The 23,733-nt window shown below is 61.5% G+C and carries 19 protein-coding genes, 1 tRNA gene and 1 pseudogene; 10 read left to right on the top strand and 11 right to left on the bottom strand.

The window, feature by feature from the left end:
* Nucleotides 1-123: 123 nt before the first annotated feature.
* Together H4O11_RS02770 and H4O11_RS02765 are read right to left on the bottom strand one after the other, a co-directional pair.
* Nucleotides 124-546: a hypothetical protein gene (locus H4O11_RS02770; RefSeq protein WP_182337897.1), complete on the bottom strand. Its 423-nt coding sequence runs from the start codon at nucleotides 544-546 to the stop codon at nucleotides 124-126.
* Between the two features lie 433 nt (nucleotides 547-979).
* Nucleotides 980-1,264, bottom strand: coding sequence for a hypothetical protein (locus tag H4O11_RS02765; protein ID WP_182337896.1), 285 nt, complete (start codon nucleotides 1,262-1,264; stop codon nucleotides 980-982).
* A gap of 204 nt (nucleotides 1,265-1,468) precedes the next feature.
* Here H4O11_RS02765 and H4O11_RS02760 point away from each other — a divergent pair, with 204 nt between their 5' ends.
* From H4O11_RS02760 to H4O11_RS02730, 7 genes are all read left to right on the top strand, one after another.
* Entirely contained in the window at nucleotides 1,469-1,717 is a 249-nt protein-coding gene (locus H4O11_RS02760) for a FitA-like ribbon-helix-helix domain-containing protein (protein ID WP_246333222.1), read from the top strand.
* Nucleotides 1,718-2,244: 527 nt separating this feature from the next.
* Complete coding sequence (locus H4O11_RS02755; protein WP_182337894.1) at nucleotides 2,245-2,544, top strand: hypothetical protein; 300 nt, start codon at nucleotides 2,245-2,247, stop codon at nucleotides 2,542-2,544.
* Nucleotides 2,544-4,037, top strand: a complete 1,494-nt coding sequence (gene hxsB / locus H4O11_RS02750; RefSeq protein WP_246333220.1) for a His-Xaa-Ser system radical SAM maturase HxsB — start codon at nucleotides 2,544-2,546, stop codon at nucleotides 4,035-4,037. Before H4O11_RS02755 ends, hxsB begins: the two co-directional genes overlap by 1 nt.
* Nucleotides 4,024-5,193 carry a His-Xaa-Ser system radical SAM maturase HxsC gene (gene hxsC / locus H4O11_RS02745; protein ID WP_182337893.1) on the top strand — a complete coding sequence of 390 codons (1,170 nt, stop codon included), beginning with the start codon at nucleotides 4,024-4,026 and terminating at the stop codon, nucleotides 5,191-5,193. Before hxsB ends, hxsC begins: the two co-directional genes overlap by 14 nt.
* The gene (hxsA, locus tag H4O11_RS19520) at nucleotides 5,121-5,846 is read left to right on the top strand and encodes a His-Xaa-Ser repeat protein HxsA (RefSeq protein WP_425505987.1); all 726 of its coding nucleotides are present in this window, start codon (nucleotides 5,121-5,123) and stop codon (nucleotides 5,844-5,846) included. Before hxsC ends, hxsA begins: the two co-directional genes overlap by 73 nt.
* Before the next feature lie 364 nt (nucleotides 5,847-6,210).
* Nucleotides 6,211-6,444, top strand: coding sequence for a hypothetical protein (locus tag H4O11_RS02735; protein ID WP_182337891.1), 234 nt, complete (start codon nucleotides 6,211-6,213; stop codon nucleotides 6,442-6,444).
* A gap of 389 nt (nucleotides 6,445-6,833) precedes the next feature.
* Entirely contained in the window at nucleotides 6,834-7,040 is a 207-nt protein-coding gene (locus tag H4O11_RS02730) for a hypothetical protein (RefSeq protein ID WP_182337890.1), read from the top strand.
* Here H4O11_RS02730 and H4O11_RS02725 read toward each other — a convergent pair.
* A complete protein-coding gene (locus H4O11_RS02725; protein ID WP_182337889.1) occupies nucleotides 7,033-7,593 on the bottom strand; it encodes an H-NS family nucleoid-associated regulatory protein in 561 nt (186 codons plus the stop codon). The genes H4O11_RS02730 and H4O11_RS02725 overlap by 8 nt on opposite strands.
* Nucleotides 7,594-8,024: 431 nt before the next feature.
* Between H4O11_RS02725 and H4O11_RS02720 the strand changes: the two genes are divergently transcribed.
* Nucleotides 8,025-8,780, top strand: coding sequence for an SDR family oxidoreductase (locus H4O11_RS02720; protein ID WP_182337888.1), 756 nt, complete (start codon nucleotides 8,025-8,027; stop codon nucleotides 8,778-8,780).
* A 77-nt stretch (nucleotides 8,781-8,857) separates the two neighbouring features.
* On the opposite strand, the gene H4O11_RS02715 is transcribed toward H4O11_RS02720, so the two are convergent.
* The gene (locus tag H4O11_RS02715) at nucleotides 8,858-9,424 is read right to left on the bottom strand and encodes a TetR family transcriptional regulator (RefSeq protein WP_182337887.1); all 567 of its coding nucleotides are present in this window, start codon (nucleotides 9,422-9,424) and stop codon (nucleotides 8,858-8,860) included.
* Between the two features lie 78 nt (nucleotides 9,425-9,502).
* On the opposite strand from H4O11_RS02715, the gene H4O11_RS02710 reads away from it, so the two are divergent.
* On the top strand, nucleotides 9,503-10,396 hold the full coding sequence (locus tag H4O11_RS02710; protein ID WP_182337886.1) for an SDR family oxidoreductase: 894 nt from the start codon (nucleotides 9,503-9,505) through the stop codon (nucleotides 10,394-10,396).
* A gap of 117 nt (nucleotides 10,397-10,513) precedes the next feature.
* Here H4O11_RS02710 and H4O11_RS02705 read toward each other — a convergent pair whose 3' ends face one another.
* Nucleotides 10,514-13,687 carry a TonB-dependent receptor domain-containing protein gene (locus H4O11_RS02705; protein ID WP_182337885.1) on the bottom strand — a complete coding sequence of 1,058 codons (3,174 nt, stop codon included), beginning with the start codon at nucleotides 13,685-13,687 and terminating at the stop codon, nucleotides 10,514-10,516.
* Nucleotides 13,688-14,131: 444 nt separating this feature from the next.
* Here H4O11_RS02705 and H4O11_RS02700 point away from each other — a divergent pair, with 444 nt between their 5' ends.
* Nucleotides 14,132-16,900: a winged helix-turn-helix domain-containing protein gene (locus tag H4O11_RS02700; RefSeq protein ID WP_182337884.1), complete on the top strand. Its 2,769-nt coding sequence runs from the start codon at nucleotides 14,132-14,134 to the stop codon at nucleotides 16,898-16,900.
* Between the two features lie 343 nt (nucleotides 16,901-17,243).
* Here the strand turns inward: H4O11_RS02700 and H4O11_RS02695 are convergent, their stop codons facing one another.
* The 6 genes and pseudogenes from H4O11_RS02695 to H4O11_RS02670 form a co-directional block, all read right to left on the bottom strand.
* On the bottom strand, nucleotides 17,244-17,567 hold the full coding sequence (locus tag H4O11_RS02695; RefSeq protein ID WP_182337883.1) for a hypothetical protein: 324 nt from the start codon (nucleotides 17,565-17,567) through the stop codon (nucleotides 17,244-17,246).
* Between the two features lie 128 nt (nucleotides 17,568-17,695).
* Nucleotides 17,696-18,001, bottom strand: a pseudogene (locus H4O11_RS02690) (integrase core domain-containing protein); the annotation flags it as partial.
* Nucleotides 18,002-19,158 (bottom strand): IS3 family transposase gene (locus H4O11_RS02685; RefSeq protein ID WP_182337882.1). Its coding sequence is split into 2 segments (ribosomal slippage): nucleotides 18,002-18,918 and nucleotides 18,918-19,158, totalling 1,158 coding nucleotides; the frame shifts between segments, so codons are not numbered across the junction.
* A 615-nt stretch (nucleotides 19,159-19,773) separates the two neighbouring features.
* On the bottom strand, nucleotides 19,774-21,507 hold the full coding sequence (locus H4O11_RS02680; protein WP_182337881.1) for an ATP-binding protein: 1,734 nt from the start codon (nucleotides 21,505-21,507) through the stop codon (nucleotides 19,774-19,776).
* A gap of 952 nt (nucleotides 21,508-22,459) precedes the next feature.
* Nucleotides 22,460-22,549: transfer RNA gene (locus H4O11_RS02675), tRNA-Ser, on the bottom strand.
* A gap of 156 nt (nucleotides 22,550-22,705) precedes the next feature.
* Nucleotides 22,706-23,698 carry a LysR substrate-binding domain-containing protein gene (locus H4O11_RS02670; RefSeq protein WP_182337880.1) on the bottom strand — a complete coding sequence of 331 codons (993 nt, stop codon included), beginning with the start codon at nucleotides 23,696-23,698 and terminating at the stop codon, nucleotides 22,706-22,708.
* Between the last annotated feature and the right edge of the window lie 35 nt (nucleotides 23,699-23,733).

Below are 23,733 nucleotides of genomic sequence, written 5' to 3'. Positions count from 1 at the left end.
CCACGCCCCCATACACCGGCCACACGAGCGGAGCTGCGAACCACCCCCAGTCAAAATTCAGCACCAGCAAGAAGATGAACGCCAGCGACGCGACAGTGGCGACCGCACCGACCGTCGAACCGGTTACCCACATCCTCCGCGCAGGGCATCCCGCGCGCTTGCTACCAGGTCCCGCCCGACCACCAGCAGGCCTTCCACCAGGTGGCCACCCAGCAACATCTCTTCCACGTCGTCATACACGCCCACGTCCAGATGGGCCGTCTGCATGACTTCCAGCACGGCACCAAGACCGCGCAGCTTGCGATCAACCAGCATCAGGTCGCAGCGCCACGCGTCTGCCAGCTCGCGCGGGTCTGCAGCTGATCCATCCGTGGGCGTGCGCTGCTGAAGCGATGGCAGGCCGACCACGGGGCGGTAGCCGCGTCGGGATTCTTCCTGTGCCTTGAGGATGCGTTCCAGCTTGGTAACGAAACGCGGCGGCAGGTTATGCACGGCCTCGCCGATGAGTGCGTACAGGCGCGCGCCGGCGCTGAGTTCTGCGGACATGGATCACCTCGCTTGGCATGGGCCACCTGCGCCAAGGCGCAAGGTGGCGGGCGATGCGGGTTGGCATACCGGCAGGCAAAACCATCAGAAAATCCGGCGGATCAAGGATCCCCACACATCGCCCGCCGTATGACCGACTGGCGATGCAGTGCATTCTCCGCCGTGCCCCAGGGGCAAGAACAGAGTAACGATGGAATTACCTGAGTCAGGATGCCAATCCCGGCTGGCTCTACGAGCCAGCACCGTCATCGTGCGCAGAGGGCGCGTTGGCGTCCATGAGGAAAACTTGATTCTGCCGTACCAACTGACCATCCACGGGCAACCCCAGGACATCGGCAAGCGGTCGCATCAAGCACTGACGATGAAGTTGCCTGCGCTGATCCGCTGGTCGCATGCCTCACGCAGGACACTACGGGTCACTATGTCGCTCGACTCAGAGCGGCTCCTGCCGAGGAATGACGATAATTCCGAGCTCATTTGGCGGCTTGCGGATGATCTGCTCGGAGACGGGCAGCTTGCCTGGCACGGTCACTGAGGAGGGAGGAGCCAGCTCCTTCGTCATGCGCTGGCTATCAGCCGTTGCTTGTTGATATCCCGCGTCCCCGGTGCCAACTGTCGAACCCGATGTATCTCCCGACGGCGGGGCTGACGCGCAGCTGGTGAACATCGATGCCATCGCCAAGACCAGCGTCACGTTACGAATGCGGCCTGATTGCATTGCAGTCTCCATCGAATTGGAGCTCGGGATGGGTTCTGCCCCTCCTCTCCCTCTATGACGGAATAGCCCGTCGAAACCCGCCATTAGCGCCAAGGCGGCTGGGTTTGGCGGACAATCTCCTGATGAACTCCAATCTTGCCCAATGATGTTACTTCCTCCTCATGACATCATTTTTATCCACCATATAGGAGGCATCAGTTGCCCATGCCAACTGTTCGAAGCTTGCCCGCAGACATCCATCGCATCCTCAAGGTGCGTATAACCCATCATCGCCGCTGTACGGAAATCGAAATTCGCTCCACCCTGGAGTCGGCGCTCCGGCCTGCCGGCCGAGTTCGCATCGGAACCGCCTTGGCGGCGTTGAGCAGCGCGGCGGGCCTGACAGATACTGATGTCAAGGCACTGCGACGAAATACCAACCAGATGTCGGCCATGCCAATGGGCTTCGATTAAACCGGGGCACCCTTGCCATCACAACCGACCATGCAGCAGCAGTCCAGCCATGCAGTCCTGGGCACCAACACTCGCTCTGACCAGTTCCGCGCCACTCGCACCGCCCATGCTGCATCACTCAACTAAAGTTCCCCGGAAGCTGGCCGATAGCACATCCGACTCGGCTGCCTGGAATGGCTTCCCCAATGATTGACTCGATGACCTGCCCCTTCTGCCACAACGACGTCCCGCGGGGCGCCGTTGTCTGTCGGGGCTGCCAAGCAGAAATTGAATACGGCACGCCTCGGTGGGCACTTCCCCTCACCTTCATTGTCTCCGTGATTATGTCAATCGCTGCGGGAAGCCTTGTCGGGTCATGGTTCGCTTGGCTCACCTTCGTCGCAATAGCTGCGGCGGGCCTCGTTTTCTTCAGAAAAGTGTTTGCGGACCGTGTCAACTTCGCCAGACGACGCCAGCACCGATAATCACGGGACCTTGTCAACACGCACGCAGGATGCAAAGCTTGGCTATCCAAAGGGGGATGGGCAATGGAAAGCTCGGAATTTGTCATTGATCGCAGTCTTTACAGCGACGAGGTAGTGACGCGAGCAGCCCATCGGCACTCAGGCGAATGTTCCATTGAGCTTTTGTTGCGAGAAGGCAACCTCGTAGTTGTCTTCCGGGCCGCCCACGGTAAAGATCTCCCTTTCGACCTTAGAGCGCGCCTCTTCAACAATCTTCTGGATGAGAAGTTACGTGCCTTGGTTCGCGCGGAAACTCAGGGTATCCAGCAAGAACTTGTCCAAGCCGCTCTTGCCCAGGCGCGCCCTTTGGACGGTTTACCGTGATGAAGTTCAGGCCACCGGAGACCTTCAACCCACCCCAACCGTACCGATTGCTGCCGATGCGATTCAGGCGGCTGCCCTGGGATCGTGAGCGCGCCTTTGTCTCATCGATGGCTGGCGACTGGCTCCTCATGGACATGGGGGATTTGGAACGCTTTATCAGGCATGAACTAGCTGCCGATTCTCCGCTATTTGCAGACCTCCAAGCTCGGCATCTAGCTATTGGTGGCACACATCAGAGCACGCTTGCTCCGCTGTTTAGCCAATACCGCAGTCGAAAGTCCTACCTGATCGGCGGGCCCGCTCTGCATATCTTTGTTGTCTCCCTTCGTTGCCATCACACCTGCAACTACTGCCAAGTCTCTCGCCAACAAACAAACGCCGCTTCCTTCGACATCACCGGGCACCACGCTCGTCAGGCGGTTGACAGATTATTCGAGTGGCCAAACCCCGAGCTGACCATCGAGTTTCAGGGCGGAGAGCCCCTGCTCAACTTTGAGCAAGTGATGACCATCACCAACCTCATCGTTGAACGAAATCGCGCAGAGAAGCGAAGCCTTCGGTTCGTACTTGCTTCCACGCTGCATGACCTAACCGATTTCCAACTGGACTTCCTCGCTGAGCACCGCTTCAAGCTTTCAACTTCATTGGACGGCCCAGAATGGCTGCATAACGCTAATCGACCGCGACCAGGGCGAGATAGCTACGAGCGAACAGTGCGGGGCATCGACGCTGGTCGTCGTCGCTTGGGAGACGACGCTGTATCTGCCCTCACGACTCTCACCAGACGCAGTCTGGATGTCCCAGAAGCCATCATCGATGAGTACCGCAAGCTCGGCCTGAACTCCATATCGCTGCGGCCATTGAGTCCGTATGGGTTCGCGAGGAAAACCGCAGAACGAACTGGCTATTCGACAAACGAATACTTGGCGTTCTACAAGAAAGCCTTCGAACACCTGATCGCGGTGAACAAGTCTGGCTATCCGATGGACGAGTCGTATGCGTCCCTCTTGCTTTCCCAACTGTTCACCTCGTTTGGTCACGGCTACGTCGATCTCCGATCGCCTTCCGGCGCGGGATTGGGCGCCATAATTTACGACTATGACGGGCGTGTATACCCGTCGGACGAGGCACGAATGCTAGCGGCAATGGGGGACCATAGCTTTTCATTGGGAGATGTCTCCCAGCCCATTTCTTCATGGCTTTCCTCACCTGCCATGTCCTTGTTGTTGGGCGCCGGCGTCGCGGAGGCACTTCCCACCTGTGCTGACTGCGCTTACGTCCCCCTTTGCGGCGCCGATCCCATCGAGCATTACGCCAGACAGGGTGACCCTGTTGGTCACAGACCAACAAGCGATTTCTGCAAACGCAACTTGGGCCTCTTCGACCTCTTACTCGAACGCTACGAGTTGGCAGACCGGGCTACCAAGCGCCTGATGGAATCATGGGGCACACGGAGGAATTCAACCCCGGAGCCATGTGATGTTGCCGCTTGAGTCCAAGGCACGAGTGCCGTTGACGGCTGTCTCGCCGTTGCTGAAGGTAATGAGCTTGGAAGAGTTCGCGGGCTCAGGCCTTCCCATCGGCAAGATGGCCTTGGACCTTCGGGATGCTCCTGAGGAGGTCATCAGCACATCTCTTCTCGATATCCCATGGGGCGCCTTGCTCCCTCCAGATGGAACGGTTTGGCCGGAAAGTCTTCCATGGATCAAGTTCGAGGGCGATACGCGAATTGCAAGGCCCGGAGACGTCATTGAGCTGGATCCTATCCGGCAACGAGTAGCTGTTCGATATCGCCGTGGGGACAATGGCAACGTCCTCTTCGCCACCGAACGTTGCAACAGCTATTGTTTGATGTGTTCCCAACCTCCTCGTGATGTACAGGACAACTGGCGCGTGCGCCAATTGTTCGATCTCATTGAGCTCATTGATCCTACCGAACCGTCGCTGGCGATAAGCGGCGGTGAACCAACCCTCTTGGGCGAGGGGCTGGTGGACGTGGTGAGGAAGTGCGCTGACATCTTGCCATGCACCCATTTGCACATTTTATCCAACGGACGACTGCGCGATCCGGGACTTCATGCCAAGTTCGACGGTGCTCATCCGAATCTCAGCTGGGGCATACCCCTCTACGGCGACCATTACGGGCTACACGACTATGTGGTGCAGAGCGAAGGAGCATTTGCAGAGACGTTGCGCGGGATCTATGCCCTACATGCGGCGAGGCAGCGCATTGAGATCCGCGTGGTGCTCGTACGCCCGACCTTCGAGCGACTCGCTCAGCTGGCGCGCTTCATAGGCCGCAACCTGCCATTCGTCGAACACGTTGCCCTAATGGGCGTGGAACCGATTGGGTTCGCCAAAGCCCACCATCGGGACCTGTGGGCAGACCCGGCAGATTACGCAGCGCAACTCGAAGCTGCGGTTGAAGTACTACATTCCGGCGGAATCTCCGTCTCGCTCTATAACCTCCCGCTATGCACTATCGACAGGAGCCTCTGGCGCTACGCTGCACAGAGCATCTCCACTTGGAAGAATGATTACCTCCCCGCCTGTAGTACGTGCGCCGTCAAAGATCAATGCGGCGGGTTCTTCTCCTGGGTGACGCCTGCGTGGACCAGCCGCGCCGTCACCCCCATCAAGGATGCCTAGTGATGTCCAATGCACTAATCATAGTTGGCGCTGCCTCCCTTGGCACACTTGCGTCAGAGCCACCGATAGGCAACTCCGATATCTCTCTGCTCTCCCAGCTGGACAGTAAGTACGCCACCGTTCTCAGCTCCCCTCTGAACGCAGGGCGCCACAATCTGTATGCGGGTCACCGTAGCCATAGCTCTCACAGGTCTCATAGCTCACATCGATCTCATTCATCGGGATCAGGAAGCTCCTACAGGTCCTATTCTCCGCCGCCCGCAACCTACACACCGCCACCTGCCACTCAAACGACGCTCACCCCCCATCCCGCGTCTACAGACTCAAGCGGGGCGAATGCTACCCGTCAGAATCTTCAACACCCTGCATCAGCTGCAACGGATACGACGCTGCCGGGCCAGTCGTATCAGCGCCTTCAGCCCAGCAGCACCCCATCCCAGGGCACGGGACACCGGGATGCGGACCAACTGAAACTACTGATCATGAGAGTGCAAGCGGCCCTATATTCGAAAGGATATGACCCAGGGGCAATAGACGGGACACTCTCTGTCCAAACGCAATCTGCGCTTCGAATGTTCCAGTTGGCGCATGGGATCAAGGCTACCGGGACGATGACAACTCCGACGCTTGATGCGCTGGGCGTTCGCCTTTGATTTGAAAGGGAGAATGCTCATCGACGTCGCACGTCTGATCAAGGACTTTGCAATGCTCCAGCGGTCAAATCCGCGTCCGTGTATATGATGGGACCGGCGACTCCTTGGAGCACGGCGCCGCAAGCATTCTTCAGTGAGCAGAGTGCAGACGCGGAGGGTAGTACAGGCACAGATCCAAGCTTTGTTGATGCTTCAGTGCTCGGATGATTGAAAATCGTTATTGACAGATCGTCTGAAAGCGCCGGGAAATCTTACAAACCGGCGCGCCTATGAAGCGTTCACGAGAATTCCCGGCGGGGCTGGCAAGCTTACACATTCACGTCCATCATGGACGTCCCTCGCCCGTGCGGTCTGGAGCTCCCCCATGCCCAACACCGGCCAGTTCTATCTCCTCAGCGTCGAAGGCGTCAAGGATGAGGGGGGCGCCCTGCTGCAGGTCACTCATATTGATTGCAGCTGCCTGCAATGCCATCGCCAGTTCGCAGCCATCCGCGACCACGGCCTGCTCGACCTGGACGGGGCGGCTGTTTTGATATGCCCCGGTTGCGGGAACCGACAGGCCATCTGCAAGGCCCGCCTTCAGGACTTCCATTCGTGAACGTACCGAGCTTCTCCTGGCATTCCATGCCCATGCGGCGGCGGTCACCAGGCCAAGCAGGCCCGCGAATGCAGACGCAGTTCCAAGAACCCACAGTAAAAGCATCATGGGGGCCGCCTCCCCGGCTAATAGGGTGCCCATTCGAGCAGTCCCACCTTGCAGGGCGCGTGAAGCCACGAACAAGGATCCTGGCGGCGATGCGGTATTCGTGGATCAGGGGCTGTTCGTCGTCGAAAATGCGGCGTGGCGCACCCAAGTAGCCCGCGCCCGGGTTCAGCCAGGCCTGGACCTACTCGGGCTTTCGCTTCCAGATTCACCGCCAACGCGAACCCAGGGCGGCCCCATGATCGCGCTGAGCTTCCCTACCCATCACCATCACGGAGCCTGCAATGGACAGAGTCACCGCAACATTCAACTGTGGAAAATGCGGAGCTGAACAGCAGTTCGATTCAGATCACATGCGGCCTGATGCACCGGTCGTCTGCCCCGGATGCGGTGAAACGCGTTCGTTTGGCGAAATCGAGGCAGAAATGTTTGACGCCATCCAGAGCGAACTGGAAAGCGTCACGCGCGAAATGTTCCGGAAGTTCACTTAGCGGCGCGATTGGCCGGCTTGCTGGAGACCTTGCGAACTGCCTTTTTTACCGCCTTTTTCGCTGCCTTCCTGGCAGCTGGCTTTTTGGCAGCTTTCTTGACGACCTTGCCGGCCTTCCTGGTCGCTTTGGCCGGTGCCTTCGCTGCAGCACCGGCTGCGGGGAAGCGTTCGCCCGGGTTCGCCGCGATCCAGGCCTTGCCCTGGGCCGACTTCGCCCAGGCGGTAAACACACGCGGCGTCAAACCGCGACCGGCCCAGGTTTCCCCGCTGGGCAGTTGATATTTGGCAACGACCTTGCCGAGCTTGCGCCCCTTGAGCGGGCTCCTGGCGGCTTTCGGCGTCCTGGCAGCGTGGGCGGTACTGGCGGCGCCGTCGGAGGCCAGGCCGATGATCTGGGCGACTTTGCGGCGCTGGGCTTCGGTCAGTACCTTGGCGTAGTTCTGCAGGACCGCCAGCGCCTTCGGCACCTCGCCATCACGTTTCTCGACCAGTTTCTTCCGGGCTTCCAGCAGCTTGATTTCGGCGTTGAGCAATTTGAGCGTGGTAAGGGCCAAAAGGGGTACTCCATTGGTGGGGACACGTCTCTTATAGCCTAATAGCGGACAACGCTTCCACCCAATGGGTGCTGGTGACAGGACTTTTTCGGTATGCGAAGCGATCAACAAACATCCAGACAACGTCAGGATATCCGTAGCATCTCGCCTGTTTGACGCCCCCCGCCGCCGACGTTATATTCCGCCGCGCTGCCAATCTCTTCCTGGCATTGCCGCAGGCGTTATCGTCATCCAACGCGCCCAATACCGAGTGGGCCTCAGCAGAGGGAACTCGGACACTGGCTTACGGCAGCGCCCTCGCCCCCCTGTTTCAACTGTTCAAGCTGTTCGCCTGCATGGCTTTGCATGCGTATCCATGGGCGCCATTTCGGCTGGAACAGTCGCGTTGCCGTGGCCTTTTCCCTGAACACGCTGATGGAAAAGTAACCACCATGAAGATGACTGACAACACCATTTTGATCACTGGCGGCAGCAGCGGTATCGGCCGCGCGCTTGCCGAAGCCTTCCACGACCGCGGCAACCGCGTCATCATCACCGGGCGGCGCCAGGCCCTGCTCGATGAGATCAGCTCGCGTCGTCCCGGCCTCATCGGCATCACGCTTGACCTTGAGGATCCCAGCTCGCTGCCTCGCGTTGTGAGCGACGTCCAGACCCGTTTTCCCGATCTCAACGTGCTTATTGCCAATGCCGGCATCTCCCGCGCGGAAGATGTGACGGACCCACACTGGGATGGGAGCGATGCCGAAGCCATCGTCCAGACCAACATAGTGGGCGTGCTGCGGGTGGCCAGCGCCTTCCTGCCCACGCTGCAAATGCGCCCCGATGCAACCTTCATGGCAATGAGTTCGGCGCTGGCCTTCCTGCCGCTGGCAAGCTTCCCCACCTACTGCGCCAGCAAGGCATTCCTGCACTCCTGGCTGATATCACTACGCCATCAGCTGAAACAGGTCCCGGTGGAAGTCCTGGAACTATCCCCGCCCTACGTGCAAACCGAACTCACCGGCGCGCACCAGGCCGAAGATCCCCGCGCCATGCCCATTGCCGACTACATCGCACAGGTAATGCAGAAGCTGGAGCAACTCGATCATCCCCGCGGCGAGATCCTGCTTGAACGCGACCATGCCCGACGCTGGGCTGAACGAGATGGTAGCTACGATGCCCTCTTTGCCAGCATGAATCCGAGCTAGTGCAGATACACGTGGCCGAGGCGAGCCTCGGCCACGGAGTGGAGTCCGTTCGATGTTGATGCGCAGGAGAAAGGCCGTCAGTTGGCCCAAAGCATCCTCAACTGTTCAAGCGATTCATGCACTTTCCCGCCGTAGTCGCATCGCTCACCATCGCCGACCCACTGCTCGAAAGCGGTCCTGAAAACGGCAATGCCCACTTCGGCGGCAAGGCTCGCACCAGGTTCGCTGGCACCACGTTCGCGTAGCGCCTGCGCGAGCATCGCAGACAGTGTCGCCAACTTCATCAGCTCGCGTTCGCGCAGCTCCGCATTGGCCGCGATCACCTTGCTGCGTTGGCGCGCGAACGGGCGGCGATCGTCATCAAAGAAATCACCAGCCTTCAGCAAGGCGGCCGTAATCGCTTCTAGTGGAGACGCCTCCGCCGGGGCCTGGGACAACGCTTCCAACATCGCCTCCTGAAGAGGTTTGGTGCCATTGAAAAGCACTTCGCGCTTGTCGGAAAAGTAGCGAAAAAAGGTACGGGAGGTCAGCCCCGCGCGCTCCGCTATGGCCGCCACGGTCGTTTGCTCGTAGCCAATCTCTCCAAACAATTCAATGGCCGCAGCACGGAAGCGGCTCTCGGCATCCGGTTCCCACCGACCCATATTTTCACCCTAGTGTTGACACAGAGTGACATCATAGGTTTATGATGATGTCACAACATGACATCAACGGAGCAATCCATGCGAATCCTCGTCACTGGCGCCTCGGGCTGGGTCGGCTCGGCAAGCGTCAAAGAGCTTGTTTCTGCAGGACATCAGGTCCTCGGCCTTGCCCGGAATGACGAAGCCGCCGCAAAGATCACCCAACTCGGCGCTGAGGCGGTGCGTGGCAGCCTCGACGACCTTGCCAGCCTGAGAAGCGCGGCGGCACAAGCCGAAGGCGTGGTGCACCTTGGCTACAACCATGACTTCTCGCAAATGGCGGCAGCCGCACAGACTGATCGCGCTGCCATCGAAGTCTTCGCGGACGTGCTGCAGGGCACCGGCGGTCCTTTACTGATCGCCTCGGGAACACTTGGGCTGGCACCTGGTCGTGTGGGTAGAGAGGACGACATACCGAATGTCTCGGTCCATCCTCGCATCGCCAACGCGACCTATACGGTTGGTTTGGCCGACCGCGGCATACGATCGATGGTCCTGCGCCTGGCCCCGACAGTGCACGGCGCTGGGGGCGACCACGGGTTCGTGGCAGTACTGGCGCGAATTGCCCGCGAGAAAGGCGTTTCGGCCTACCTGGGCGAGGGCCATAATCGCTGGCCGGCGGTGAACCGGCTCGACGCAGGCAAGCTCGTACGACTCGCAATCGACAAGGCTCCCCCGGGCAGCGTACTGCACGCCGTCGCCGAAGAAGGGATAGCCACGCGCGACATTGCAACGGCGCTGGGTCAGTTCCTGGACGTGCCAGTGGAGTCGATTCCGGTCGAACGTGCACAGCAGCACTTCGACTGGCTTGGCATGTTCTTCGGTGCTGATGCCCCGGCGTCCAGCGCACGCACCCGTTCGTTGTTGGGTTGGGAGCCGACACATGCCACGCTGTTGGAAGACATCGCGGGTGGGCACTACCCCGGCCATTGAGTAGCGCGGGAAGCTGTTTTCGCAGGTCGACGTACCCAGGCTTGATATTGGTGATCGTCCAGTCGTGGCCAGCCGGCTCAACCCCGGCCCGCCACGAAGGCAGGCCGGGGCGAATGCTCAGAAGTCGTAGCTGACCGTCAAGCGGGCGTTGCGCGGCGTCTGATACGCCACCGTCTGGTTCCACAACGGGTTCACCGAGCCGTCCGGCAGCTGCGAGAACGGATAGATGTTGCTCTCGGTCTGCTCGTTGGTCACGTTGAACACGTCCAGGCGGACTGCCAGCTTGCCGTCGGCGAATGAGGGCTTGTAGGTCACGCCCAGGTCGAGCTGGGCCATCCAGCCCAGGCGCCCGTGCGAACCCGGGGGCGACGGCGTGCCGGTACCGGTCTCCGGGTTGTAGCAGAAGTGATACGGACCACCGGTGATCGCACTGCCGCCATAGCCGGCCGGGTCGGTGCCCTCATAGTTGTCGCCGTAGTAGTTGCCCAGGCAGTTGCGCGGCGCGCCCGAGATCAGGCTGAAGTTCGCCGAAGTGCCCCACTCACGGGTCCATTGGTAATAACCGTACAGCTTGAGCTGGTGGCGATGGTCGTTGGACTGGTCACCGTTGAAATGCTCCATCAGCGCGGCATGGTCCCAGCTCTGGGTGGTGGAGACTGCGGCCTGGCCCTGGTAGCTGCCGAGCGCGCCGCCCGTACGCCACAGGTCCGAGCGCAGCTGGCCCTCGGTGGTACCGTAGCTGTGCGACCAGACATAGTTGGCCTTGGCGTACCACTTGCCATCGAATGGGCGCTCCAGGTTGAACTCGACAGCCGAGTAGTTGCGCTTGAGCTTCGGGAATCCCGCTGCCCCACGCGTCACATCGACCTCGTGGAATTCGCCGTCGGTCCCGATCACGCCCCAGGTGTTCGTCTTGCCGGGATTGATCAGCGCGCCGCCGGATACCTTCGACCAGTCGATCGTTACGCCCTGCGCAGCGGCCGCCTCGATCAGCGCAGTGTTGGAGACATCGTAGTTCTGGTCGTCGATGCCGGCGTTCAGTCGGCGATGGGTACCGCGCATGCCGAACACCCAGCCGCTCTCCAGCTGTTTGGTGAAGCCCAGGATGATCTCGTCCTGGTTCTCGCCCTCGATGTCCTTGGCCACCGCGGTGCGCACGTCGGCGATGTTGCCGAAGCGCGAGTTGGCCGATACCGCCGAGCCCAGCTGCTCGGAAATGATCGGCGTACCGTCCGCGTTGATGCCACTGTAGGTGAAGTAGGTATCGGTGTTGACCGCCGGAGTGAACAGCCCCACCGGCGACAGCGGCAGGCCGAGGTAGTAGCGGCCGACGTTGCCGAACACCTTCAGGCTGGAGTCGCCGAACACGTCCCAGCTGAAGCCCAGGCGCGGCGCCCAGGCGTCATCGACGTTGATGTAGGCCTGGCCGAATGGCGTGTAGTTGGTGAACTCGTCCTTGCGCAGGCCCAGGCTGAGCAGCAGGTTGTCGGTGAGCTGCCACTTGTCCTCTATGTAGTACGCCTTCTGCTTGGCCTCGTAGGAGTACAGGCTGGTGTTGACGGTGCGGATGGCGTAATAGCCGCCCGCGCCGTAGGCCGGATCGACCAGCGCCGGGCTCGGCGCGCCGACGCCACCGGCCTCGTTGGCCGACTGGCTGATAAGGCCACCGGTCTCCAGGCCGTACGGGTCGTTGGTGCGGCCGTAGGTCCACGAATAGCCAGGGCCGGACAGGATCGAGCCGACGTCGATGCCCTCTGACTTCTGGTTGTCCACGCCGAAGCTCAGCGCGTGGTCGCCGATGCGCCACTCCAGGTTCAACCGCAGGTTGTCCTTCTTGTACTCGCGGTCGGGCGAACTGACCGAGCTGACCCGCTGGTTGCCGATGAGCGGCGAGCCGCCGGTGTAGGCCGGATTCTGGAGCGCCGCGCTGCTGATCAGCGCGCCGTTTGCCGCATCGTAATTGAACGGCGTCAGTTCGTCGGGCGTCGTCATCTTGCCGTACAGCGCGGTCAAGGTGATGTTGTCGCCGAAGTAACCGGTGTACTTGCCGGTGAACAGCGTCGGCCCGGTCTTCCACTTCGATTCGTCGGTAACGTAGGCGCCGCGCTCGCGGTTGATATAGTCGTAGCGATAGATGCCGCCGCGGGTCTCGGATTCGTCACTGGCGCCAGTCACTTCCAGCAGGTGATTGTCGGTGATGTACCAATCCACCTTGGCATACCAGCGTTTCTGCTCATAGTCGTAGTCGGTCAGGCCGCCGGCGCTGCCGTTGTCCGAGTCGCGATTGGAGTCGATGCGGGTGCCATCGGAATCGACCTTCTCTGCAGCCAGGAAGAAGAACAGCTTGTCCTGGATGATCGGGCCACCGACATAAGCGCTGTAAGTGGTCAGGTTGGCCTTGGTTTCGCTGGACGGCTGGTACAGGCCGTTGACCGCCCTGGCGTAGTCATAGGCGGTATTGTCGACGTCCAGGGTCTGGCTGTCCGGGCGCCAGTACAGATCCTTCTGCCTGGTCTTCAGGCCGTTCGGCTCCCAGATCACCGCCGTGCCGAAGTGCCACTCGTTGGTGCCGCGCTTGCCGATCTGGTTGATCACCCCGCCATTGCTGCGACCATACTGCGCGCCGTAGCCGCCGGTGAATATCTCCTGCTGGTCGATCGCGCCGTAAGGCAGGGTCAGGCCGCCCAGGCTGTTGCTCGCCGTAGTGGTATTGAAGCCGTTGAGGTAGTACGCATTTTCGGAAGCGGCCGAGCCACCGAAGCTGGGCAGCGCGCCGCCCAGCGGGCCATTGTCGTAGCCACCGCTGTTGACCACCACGCCCGGCGCCAGCAGCGCGATGGCCTCGGCGCTACGCCCCAGCGGCAGCTGCTGCAGCTGCTCGGCGGTGACCACGGTGCGCGTGTCCACGCTGGTTACGTCGATCGGGGACACGCTCATGGCACTGACGGTGACGCCGTCCAAAGTCTGCACGCCACCGGCGCCGGCGAAGGACACGTCGGTACTCGCGCCCACGATGAGGCCAACGTTGTCGCGGGTTTCGACGGACGCCCCGCCCTGCTTCACCGTGACCTTGTAGGTGCCCAGTGGCAGGTTGCCCACCGCGTAGCGGCCGCGATCATCCACCGGCACTTCGCGGCTGAAGCCGCTGTTGTTTTCCACCAGCACGGTCTTGCCGGAGCCTTCGGTCACGCTGCCGACGATGCTGCCGGTGGTGGACTGCGCGTTGGCGCCGCCGGCGAACGTCGCCGCCAACGCAAGCGCCAGGGCGCTCTTGCGGATCAATCGATTCATGGCTCTCTCTTTAATCCCCGAAATGAAATCGCTGACAGCACGATGGAAAAAACGGCGCACCAGACAGACCGTCTGGATACGTTGTCCAGGCGAGCAGCACACGGCCGACAACCATCCGCCGCGCCCTCATGCCGTCTCCCGATGCTAGGTGGGCAGCACACGGCCCGGAGCAGCCGCGACGGGTAGGTCGGACGCGGGTGGGTAGGCGGGGAGCGGCATCGGGCACCACGGAAACGAACGCGGGCCCCTACAGGCTTTGCTTTTGTCTTGCCCGTGTCATAAGTTGGGAGCAGGTGTCCAGGACGGACACGGGTGGGGACCCATGAAACAGCAATGCACCGCAGGACGTCGCCGCACCGTGGCGGCGCGTGCGATGCCGCTGCCTCTTCCGCCCCGATGACGCCAGCCGGCGTCCCCGGGACACCGCCAACGGTCGCCCATCCCATGCTGAAGCCTGTCGCATTGCTTGCCCCGCGCCCGCCGCATCCGCGCGATCCCACCCTGCCCGACTGGATCCTGGGCAGTAAGCTGGAGCCACCGCCGCTGGGCGCTGGCGTGGTGCTGCGGCGCGGCCTGCTGGAACAGCTTGAGCAGGCGCGCGCGCTGCCGCTGACCCTGTTGCTGGCCCCGCCCGGCTTCGGCAAGACCATGCTGCTGGCGCAATGGCACCGCCGCCTGCAACAGGACGGCACCGCCGTGGCGTGGCTGTCGCTGGACGAGGACGACGCCGATCCCGCCCGCCTTCTCGGCCACCTGGCGCTGGCGCTGCAGGCTACAGGCGGTGATCCCGGCCCCTGCGCACATCTGCTGCAGCCACACGCGCACGAACAGGACCTCATGCAGGCAACGAATGCGCTGGTCCGTTCGGTGCGCGCCGCGCCGCGCCCGATCACCCTGCTGCTGGACGACTACGACCGCGCCGGCGGCGGTGCGGTTGACGAACTGGTACTGCGCCTCGTCGAACACGCTGGCGCGCAATTGCGCCTGCTGCTGGCGACCCGGTGCGCGCCGGCGCTGCCGCTGGAACGGTTGTCGCTGCAGGGTCGCCTGGCGCGGCTGGGCTGTGCGCAACTGGCGCTGGACGACGCCGAGACGCGCACGCTGCTGGGCGCCGCGGTTCCCGCCGAGGTCGCCGAGGAACTGCGCCGCTATACCGAGGGCTGGCCGGTGGCACTGCACCTGGCGCGGCTGTGGCTGGACGGCGGTGACCGATGCTACAGCGAGGTGGCGCGCTTCAGCGGCCGCTCGGCGCAGATCGCCGCCTACCTGGCCGAACAGGTGGTCAACAAGCTGGACGAGGCCACCCGCGATTTCCTGCTGCGCACCTCGCCACTGCAGCGCTTCAACGCCGCGCTGGCCGACCACCTGCGCGAGCGCGAGGACAGTGGTCGCCTGCTTGGCCGCCTGGAACACTTCCACGGCCTGCTGGTGCCGCTGGACGGCGAGCACGAGTGGTTTCGCTACCACCCGCTGTTCGCCGACTACCTGCAACAGCAGCTCGAGCGCGAGCGCCCCGGGGAACCACTGCGCATCCACGCGCGCGCAGCGCACTGGTTCGGTGAGCACGGCCAACTGATGGAAGCGGTGCGCCACGCCTCGCACGCCGGTGCGATCGAAGTGGCTGCCAGCTACGTCGCCCGTGCAGGCACCTGGCAACTGCTGCTGCACCATGGCACCACGCAGATGCGCGCGCTGCTGCGCACCATCGACCACAAGGCGATCCGCGACACCCCCGCGCTCAACCTCACCCAGGCCTACCTGCACATGAAGCTGGGCGAATTCGGCCACGCACGGGTGCTGCTGGAACGCTTCCGCGACCTTCCAGCCACGCTACGCGAGCCATTCCAGCGCGACTACACCGTGGTGGTGGCGCTGTTGCGCAGCCTGCTGGACGAGATCTGCGCCAACCCACACGGCCTGCCGCAACTGGCCGCGCAGGCCGGCGCGCTGGATGAGGACGACCACCTCGGCCGGGGCATCCTGCTATGTATCTGCGCGACCACCGCGTTGGGCCAAGGCGAATTTTCCTGCGCCGAGCGCCATGCGCTGGCTGCGCGCGAGGCGATGCGGCGCAGCGGCAGCGAGATCGGCGCCGGCTATGCGCTGTTGCACCTTGGCCAAAGCCGCTACTACCGTGGTCGCTTGGGCGAGGCCGAAGCGGCGTATCAGGAAGCGCTTGCGCTGGCTGCACGCCACCAGCATCTGGACGGCACGCTGCACGCTGCGGCCAGCTGCCTGCTGGCACAGCTGCAGTACGAGAAGGGCCGCCACGACCAGGCTGCGGACCTGCTGGAACCAGCGCTGACGTTCATCGAACAGCACGATGGCTGGCTGGACGTATTCGCCAGCGCCTACGAAACCGCCCTGGGCCTGGCGCAGCAACGTGACCGCAGCGGGCGCGAGGCGCTGGCCCTGCTCGAACGCGTGGACCGGCTCGTGCACGCGCGGCGGCTGGAGCGCTTGTCCGACCTCTCGATCGCGTGGCGCCTGTCGATCCTGGCGGAACTGCCCGGCGGCGGCGCAGTGGAGCAACTGGTTGCGCGCTCCGGCAGCGAAACCGGCTTCACTCACACCCTGCGGCAGCCGCACCGCTGGCGCCAACGCGCCGCGCTGGGCTTCGCGCTGGCGCGCTGGCATCGCCTGGCAGGACGCAGCAGCGCCGCGCTGGCGATCCTGCAGCAACTGGAGCAGGCCTGCCTGGCCAGCGATAACCTGTGCCACCTGTCGCGCGCGCGCGCAGGCATCGCGCTGGTGCTGCAGCAGCGCGGCGAACTGGACGCGGCGCTGCCGCCGCTGCACAACGCACTGGACCACGTAGCCCGGACCCAGAGCTGGCAGGTGATCACCGAGCTTGGGCTGCCGGCCAAGGCAATGCTGCGCTCGATCCGCCAGCACGACCCGCAGACCACCGCCGGCACCACCCGCGCATTGACCGTGCAGACCCTGCTGGAGCGCCTCAGCGGCGAGCAATGGGCGCTGAGCGAGGCCTTCAGCGAACGCGAGCTGGAGGTACTGGAACAACTGGCACATGGCTATTCCAACAAGCAGATCGGCCGCCGCCTGAACCTGTCGGAGAACACGGTGAAGTTCCATCTGAAGAACCTCTACCGCAAGCTGGAGGCGCGCACGCGCGAGGCAGCACTGGCAAGTGCGTTGCAGCGGGGGCTGCTGCAGCGGCCGTCGCGGCCGGAGGTTGGCGACGGCGGGGGGTAGTCCGCCGCCCGACGCCCCCTCGCTTGATCTCTTCTTCCATCATTTCGCTCATCGGTGTCTCCTTTGGGAAAAGTAACACCTGAGCAGGAAATCAGTGGGTCATTACACATGCACGCCCAACGGTGGGTTTGGCACCCAGGAAGGCCTGCCGGCGTGCAACGAGCATAACGTGGGTCAGGCCGTCGCGTTCAGCTGGTATCGGCAGCTCTACAACCCGTTCGGGTGGACTACCAAACGCTAACGCTAACGCTGACGTGCCAAGGCCCAATCTAACAAACAGGAACCTGAATCCCACTTTGAAGCCGGGAGCGGGACACCAAGGGCGGTTGGACGGCGGCCTACATCAACGAAAGGATACCTTCGATCCCTCCACCACCTCACCAGCCTTGATACGTGCTTCCAACTCCGCCAGACGCCGGTAGATTTTCCGCCAATGAAAAATCCATCGCAGCAGGAAGGGAAGACCAAAGAGAAGATAACTGACAATGCCGATAAACACAGCCGGGGCAACTTTACCGGGGCGCAACCAAAGCCACATTCCAGCCAGAAGTGCGCTAAACACAAGCCCGCCAGCAGCTGCAGCAAGCATCGAACGGGAACGCATGACCGCCACAGCCTTGCGGGCCTCTGAAAGATGCTCAAGTGTTACGCGATCAGAGCTTTCCATATGTCATTGCTAGCCTGTAAGCGTGTCCAGAAGAGAGCTTCACCAACCTCCGCATGCCAAGAGAGGCGCAAGTTTTTTTATAGGTCTCGCTGGAGCTTCGACGCCCCCGGCCTGAGTAGAGGTGTGGTTTAGAGTCCGGAGCTGATTTTATCTCTCTTGCCGGCTAACTGCGCGGCGTACTGGGCGGGCGTCAGCCCGCCAAGCGCTCGTTTAGGCCTTTCTTCGTTCTAGTCGCGCCGCCAGCTTTCGATACTGGTTCTGGCATGGAGCAACGTCGGAAACCAATGCTCGTTCAGGCATTCGTCCCGGAGCCGCCCGTTGAAGGACTCGACGTAAGCATTCTGGTTCGGTTTGCCCGGCTCGATCAGACGGAGGGCAACTCCCTTTTTGTGAGCCCACGCCACCGTCGCCTTACCGCAAATTTCCTTGGGGTTCTACCCCGATATCACGGACGGTTCTAAAAGAGCTGCAACCTTCTGATCCTGCCTGGCGACCCTTCGTCGCATCCTTGGATTATGTCGTCGCTCGATGTAGTCAAACACATCCGCTCGTGCTGCATCCAGTGTGGGGTAGCTCGTTCGATAGATCCGCTCACGCTTGAGCAGCCCAAAGAAGCCTTCGCAGGCCGCGTTGTCACCGCAATGCCCCACTGCGCTCATTGAACAGATCAGTCCGTTAGCCGCCAGATACGCCTGGTAGTCACCGCTGCGGAACTGGCTGCCACGATCCGAATGCAGGATCACTTCATGACTTTCTTGCCGCTGCCACACCGCCATTTGTACGGCCCGCAGCACCATCTGACGGTCCTGCCGATCGTGCGTTGACCAGCCCACAATACGCTGGTCGTACAGATCCAATACGATGCACAGATACAGCTTGCCCTGCTGGGTCTTGATCTCGGTGATGTCGGTGACCCACTTGCTTTCCGGCTCCAGCGCGACAAAATCGCGCTCAAGCAGGTTAGTCACCCCTGGTGGCGTCACGGCCGGACCTGCACGCTGCCCGCGACGCTTGCGCCGGGGCCAGCCCTGCAGGCCTTCTGCTGCCATCAGGAGCGCAACCCGGTTCAGGCTGGCACTTTCGCCCTCCTCAGCCAGGTCTTCGCGCATGCGACCAGCCCCCAACGTACCGCGGCTGTCTTCGTGCAGTTCGCGCATCCGTACAACCAGGCGCTCATTGTCGACCTGCCGGGCGCTCGCAGGGTGCTTACTCCACTCGTAGTAGCCGCTGGCCGATACCTTCAGGCACCGGCACATCAGCCGAATCGGAAACTCATCGCGACAACGTTCGATCACCTGATACCTCAGGATGATCCCTTTGCAAAGAACGTCGCCGCTTCTCGCAAAAAATCACGTTCTTTCTTCACCCGCGCCAACTCGCGCTTGAGTCGAGCCAACTCTTCGTCCCGTGGCGTCCCGGTGCCGGCGAAAGCGGCCGCTCCCGGATTCTGTGCCTCGCGCTTCCAGCGGGTCAGCAAGGTGTCGCGAATGCCCAGGTCCCGGGCCACCTGGGCGCAGCTGACACCGGGCTGGCTCGCCTGCTCAACCGCACCGCGCTTGAACTCGACACTGAACTTCCTACGCTTTGACATGAACACTCCTCATGGCCTGAATCGACCTTCTTGTAAGTGTCCGTGAAAACGGGGTAGAACCCGAATTGGCTGCTGAGCAGATGCGGGCGGCGGACATGCTACGTCAGAGCATATTTGAACCGTTCGTAGCGGCGATAGAAGAATGCAAACCGCGGCTACATCGAACATGGTCAGACCTGAAATATGTCCTCTCCCGCCGCGACTGTCCCGAGGAGCTGTTGTCTCGACTAGAGGTGGGCAGATTGCAAGCATTTGAGAAGCACCGACGTGTTAGAGATACACAGGCTGTCTGGCCAGCAAAGCCGACTCTGACCGGCTGGCGCGACGCACAAGCCCCTAGTTGAGCGAACCTTAAGAGCCAGGAAGCGGGAATCGTCCACAGACGCAGCTGTCCTCTCGGACAGCTGCGTCAAACGACGGCGAAAGGACTGCAAGTGAACCCACGCCTTCAGCGCCGCTTTCTCGGCTTTTTCTCGCAGTCCCGATAGCTCGAACAGCTCCTGAAGCGCCCATTGCGCCCCACTCGGTCTACGAAGACGCCGACCTTGCAGAAAGGGCACTGCTCCTCATGGATTGGCTTACTGTTCGTCATCGCGTATCCAGGCCTTTGAAGATCTACTTGAGCTGCCAGTCGAGCTGAGTTCGCGCCATTGAGATGACGTCAAAAAATGAAGTACCTACGACGTCCGGTTCCAAGTTGCTCGTTGGAAAGGCGCCCCGATCTCCCCCAACCACGTAGACACGGATACGCCTGGATGTGAAGGGACCAAAGTGATGCCTGTAGCCAGTTGCTTGCTGGTAGTCAGAGACAGTCAACGTATGCGCGGGGCGCTTGAATTCAATGAGCAGGTACTCTCCCGCAAAGTTCTGCTTCAGCATCAAATCTGGCCGATCGGTAGCATTGGCGCCGGTGTACTTCTGGTCCAAGTATTCCTCCACCATTCGACGCAGCGTCTTGTTGGACGAAAACAAGGCGAACTCCGGACCAAACACCCAAAGATTGCTCTCCAGCGCCCTATGCATAGTAGCTTCTAGCGTACTCTTGTCCCGGGACAAGTCTTCAAGCGCATCAAGAACAGCCGTCCGAGCTCGAGCTTGATCAACCAAATGGGCCATATCAGCCAGACCAAAGTCGTTGAGTGAGTCTGCAACCTTTGAGACATCGGCGCTTGAGGCCCCCGCAATGTGCTCGAGCAGAAGCCGGTAGTCGCTACTCTCCAGAGCATCAAGCAGAACCGCGACCATGGGAGCAACCCTCTCGTGAGGCTCGTCGGAGTATCGATTGAGCACCTTCATGATCGCCTTATCAGCAAACTCACGCTTGTACTCGGGGAGCTCGGCCATCCTCTTGTTGAACTGCTGCTGCAGCCGAGCCCGGGCCAAACTCATATGCCTCTTGAAGCGAGCCTGATAGCTCTCATAGAGAGCATCCCTGACACGATCCTGTACGAGAGCCCACGTCGGGTCACCAGCAACAAGGGTCTCCCAGCTAGCAACATTGGCGTCCACCACGCCTTCTAGGTCGATTTCGCCATAGAGCTTCTTCAGCAACTTAGGCGAGATATCTCCACGTTGGTCGAGCCCAAAGAGTGAAGGCCGCCCCACAATGCGCGAGCCCACGCGGATCTGAATTCCCGGACTCTTCATGCCGGTCTTTCGCTCGCTCAGGGCGAATCGAACAGTCAGGTCCGCGACGCCTGGAACACTGATTGCCTTCTCCTCAAAATGGCCTTGAACATCGTCGACGTCCAATGGTTTGCCGTTGATCTCGATAACCATGTCTTGACGCCGCCCGTAGGACTGGACTAGCAAGTGCCTCAGTTCAACGGCGTCTGGATAAGCTCCCCCTTGCCTGAGCTGAGAGAGCGTGATGGTTGTGCCCTGCACATGTTCATCCTCTACAGACACCGTGTAGGGGATCTCCAGTTCATCGATTCCATCAACATCCTTAAGCTGCTCGAGGGTGAAGCTCAGCTTCACCCGCCGCCCACCCACTGCGGTATCAACGCGCATCTCGGCGGCGGCCATCAGACCAGAGAACTTGCCGATGCCCTTGCTGCCCTTGACCTTCCGCTTGAACCGAATGGAGCTGTCGCCGGAGCGTCGCCTTCTGTCAGCCGCGATCTGCAGATAGTGGGTACGGATCTGGTCAACGGTCATTCCGTTCCCATTGTCCGAGACGACGATGGGATTACCGGAGAGAGGCTCTGGGATATCCACAAGTACCCTCGTTGCATCAGCGTCCCAGGCGTTATCGATCAGCTCAATCAACGCCCGCTCCGTTGATGAGTACTCATTGCTAAGCAAAGTGGCAATACGAGAGTTGACGCCAAAGTTGAGCTTATCCATTCCCAAGAGCTCCATTCCAAATGACATACGACGCTGCGTGGCAGATAAAGGCAATCCAGAAATGTAGTACCACAGAGCGCTATCGGCTCAAAGCAGGTGAGCTTGAGACCATCCTCTAGAAGATATCGGCACACGTCGCCCACGGAAGCCCGCTTCCACGGCCAATGCGCAAAGCGCGCTGGCCGTGATCCGCTCTTTGGCCATCTCGATGGTGCCACTACAATCCCGGCGCGAGGCTTTCGCTCGCGGTGACAGCTACTTGTTCAAAGTAAGGGATTTCGGAAGGGCCCTTGGACTCTTATACGAAGATTTCGCGGAAGCGGCTTGGGCCCACAGGATCTACATCGGCATGATCGAACGCGGCGAAGAACGTTGCGACCTACGGCCCAAGCAATCAAAGTCCCGCTCAGGAGACTTCTGGGCTAAGCAAGCTATTTGCGACAGCAGATGATCCGAATGCAACGCTTTATCTGCTTCAGGCTCGTGCGATCACCCGCCCAAGTTTCGCCGGGAGACAGCCGGAAGTACTAAGGGGCCACTTTGCCTAAGAAGCGCCGTCAGCTGACGGCTTTGCAGACTTCGCGACACGCAATGATGAAGCTGCGTCCGCCTCACCAACGCCTCCGACGATCTTGAGTAAGCATAGCCAGGGAGTCGGCAGCTGCGCCCACAACTTCCCTCGCCGCTGAGCCTCCCCGTGCCATGGGCAGAAATCAGGACTCCCGGATTGCCGACCGCGAGAGGCCATCGCAGACGTCACGAAGTCGCCCCAGACTGAGCAATGCAACTCTTGGAATGCCCCCGAAGCGTCGAACGAACCCAGCCTCTGTCAGCCAGAGGTGGCGTCCAGATCTGTCCATGTATGCCCAAGCGGGCGCGGCATACCAGCTGGCATACCGAATTTAGAGTCGAATGATTTTATCTTTCAAAATCAATGACTTGTCCGAAAAGGTGGCGGAGAGAGTGGGATTCGAACCCACGGAAGGTTTGACCCTTCGCCGGTTTTCAAGACCGGTGCCTTAAACCGCTCGGCCATCTCTCCGATGTGCTGCGTCCGGGGGCATTTCCCGGGGAGGCGTATTCTCGCATGGGCCGGGGGCGTTTGCCCATGCCGCGCCATGCAATCTGGGACAGACAGGCATGCCGGGCATGCATCAGGAAAGCAGCGGGGCGGGGCCCCGCTCTACCAGGAAGCCGGTCAGCCGGCGTCGATCGCCAGTGCACCCAGCGCGGTCGCCTTGATCTTTTCCTTGGCCCGTTCGCAGGCGCCACCGCAGTCCAGGCGCGAGGCTTCCAACTGCGGGGGCAGGTGCTCGGCCAGGAAGTCGATGAACACCCGTACCGCCGGCAGCAGGCCACGGCGCGAGGCGAACACGGCATGGCAGATGCCCTGCGGCAGCGACCAGTCCGGCAGCACCACTTCCAGTTCACCGCTGCGCACGGCATCGGCGCAGACGGTTTCCGGCAGCATGGTGATGCCGAATCCGTCCTTGACCATGCTCTGCAGCAGCGGGAAATCGAAACCAGCCACGCGCGGCTGCAGGTCGACGCGGCGCACGGCGCCTTCCGGGCCGTGCAGTTCCCAGCGCTGGCGGGCCTCGTCTTCGCTGATGCTCAACGTCACGTGGTCGGTCAGTTCGTCGGGGTCCTTGGGACGCCCGGCACGGTCGAGATACTTCGGGCTGGCCACCAGCAGTTCCTGCACCTGGCCGAAGCTGCGCATCACCAGGCTGCCATCGTCGTCCAGCCGCGAACGCACGCGCAGGGCGACGTCGTAGCCTTCATTGATGATGTCCACGCGGCGGTTGCTGATGTTCAACTGCAGCCGCACCTTGGGGTACTGCTCCAGGAACTTCGGCAGCAGCTTGGGCAACTGCATCTGTGCCAGCGATACCGGCACGCTGGCACGTACCAGGCCGCGCGGTTCGGCACTGAGCCGGTCCACCACTTCGCGTGCGGCCTGTGCTTCGGCCAGCATGGTCTGTGCATGGCGGTGCACGCTGGTGCCCACGTCGGTTACCGCGAAGCGTCGCGTGGAGCGCTGCAGCAGGCGTACGCCCAGGTCGGTTTCGAGCTGGCTGATGCGTCGGCTCAGGCGTGACTTCGGAATGCCCAGCGCGCGTTCTGCTGCGGCAAACCCACCATGGTCGACGACCATGGCGAAATAGTAGAGGTCATTGAGGTCTTGCATGCGGCAGTTCCATATCTAGAACAATACGTGGCATT

Origin of the sequence: Stenotrophomonas tumulicola, assembly GCF_014117215.1 — a bacterium.
Lineage (GTDB): Bacteria > Pseudomonadota > Gammaproteobacteria > Xanthomonadales > Xanthomonadaceae > Stenotrophomonas > Stenotrophomonas tumulicola.
This window is presented reverse-complemented; position numbering and strand designations above follow the sequence as displayed.